The sequence below is a fragment of the Kitasatospora sp. NPDC001683 genome (genome assembly GCF_053596495.1).
On the sequence record NZ_JBSFGK010000228.1, the window covers coordinates 1 to 1,774 of the forward strand.

Sequence of the window (1,774 nt, forward strand, 5' to 3'; positions counted from 1 at the left end):
CCTAGCCCCGCGCTTCGCACATGGGGTTTTAGGTCTCCAGCCAGCGGGGTCGGGTTTCGTCGATGCCGAGGAGTTCGAGCAGGTGTGCTTGGACTCCTCGGTTGATGAGGACGACGGGTGGGCTGGTTGCGGTGCCGGGCCGCATCATCAGGCTCGCCAGGTGGTAAAAGATCATGCGTCCGGTGGGGCGGACGGCTCGGTTGTCGGGGTAGAGGCCGCGCATGGTCTGCTCGGGGCCGAGGGCTTGGCGGACCTGTCGTTCGATGAGGCAGAACACCAGCAGGGCCAGGCAGATCACGGTGATCAGCGCGGTGATGCGGCGGTTGTGTTGGAGGAAGACCGGTGCGACCGCGAGTGGGCCCTTGAAGTCGTGGTAGCGGCGTTCGACCACGGTTTGGCCTTTGTAGCGCAGGAAGACCTCTTCCGCGGTGGCTTGTTCGGGGGTGAGGTTGGTCAGTAGTGCGTACCAGCCGTCGACGGCGGCCTGGGCGTCGAGGACGTCCTGGTCGAAGTGCCATTCCAGGGCGGGCCGGCCGGCCTCGTCGGTGGTGATGGTGGTGCGAAGGCAGTCCTCGACCCGGCGGGCGCGGGCGATCACGCCGATCCGTGCGGTGATCTTCTCGGCCGTGCCGTAGAAGCGTCCTCCGGCGCCGCGTTGGAGCTTGTCGAGGTCCTCGGCCGCGCGGGCCAGGCGTTTGGCGCGGGCGCTCTGCTGGCCGCGGGCGTTACCGGTGGAGTGGACAAGAATCCTGCGCAGGGTGTGCGCCGGGTCGCTTTTGCGACGGCTGGTGATGGTGTGGGTGTCCTCCAGGACGCGGTAGACCTCCCGCTGATCAGCGGGCTTGTGCGCGTCACGGCCGGGGACGTAGTCCACGACCGTCGCCGTGTCGGGGTCCAGGGCGACGTAGACGTGGTGGGGGACCTTGGAGGCCGGGGCGGGCGCGACGAAGGCGACCTTCGCCTCCAGCAGGGCGGTGACGTTCGGGTGGGACACGAGTTTGGAGTCGGCCACCAGCAGGAAGTCCCGCCGGCCGGCCATCGTGCGCAGGGCCTTCATCGCGCCGACGACCTGGGCGACCTCGCCCGCGCCGCCGTCGTAGACGCGGTGGAAGAGCGGGATGCCGCCGTCGCCGCTGACCGCGAGGCCGGCCTGGATCTGCTTCAGATCGACCCTGCGGTCCTTGGGATGACCGTACCTGGCCTGTGGAAACTGCTCGTCCTGGTCCTCGTAGGCGCCGAAGAGGGACATCGAGGTCATGTCCCAGTGGATCCGGGACACGTCGATGCCGAACTCCGTGACGGCCTGCGCGCCGACCGTGCCCACCAGCTTGTCCAGGTGCGGCGCGATGGCGTCCAGCGCGCGGGCGAGCCGGTCATCGCCCAGCAGGTCCGGGGCGATGCCGAACACCTCCTCCACGGCCCATTCCCGGGCCCAGTCGCCCACCCGCACCAGCGGCGCCGGTGCGGACAGACGGTTGGCGATCAACACCTCGATCACCTGGCCGTGCGTGAGATGCGCGACCTCGCGGATCGGGCACAGCCCGTCGACGATCCCGGCCACGTCCAGCCGGCGCAGAAACTCGGCAGAGGCAGGCAGAGCGCCCAGACGCCTCTCCACCACGGGCGTCAACTCCACGGCGAAGCGCGGACGGTGGACCCGGGAACGACGTGAACGGGATATCGGCACACCAGGCTCAACGACCAGCACCCCACCGGGGTACCGGTCGCATCACCAGTTCATCCGAACTCGTCATGTGCGAAGGACCGGCCTAGC

General features: G+C 68.9%; 1 protein-coding gene. It reads right to left on the reverse strand.

Annotated features, from left to right (window positions below; all coding sequences use genetic code 11):
* Positions 1 to 28: 28 nt before the first annotated feature.
* The gene (locus tag ACWCYO_RS40640) at positions 29 to 1,621 is read right to left on the reverse strand and encodes an IS1634 family transposase (protein ID WP_449787046.1); all 1,593 of its coding nucleotides are present in this window, start codon (positions 1,619 to 1,621) and stop codon (positions 29 to 31) included.
* Positions 1,622 to 1,774 lie beyond the last annotated feature (153 nt).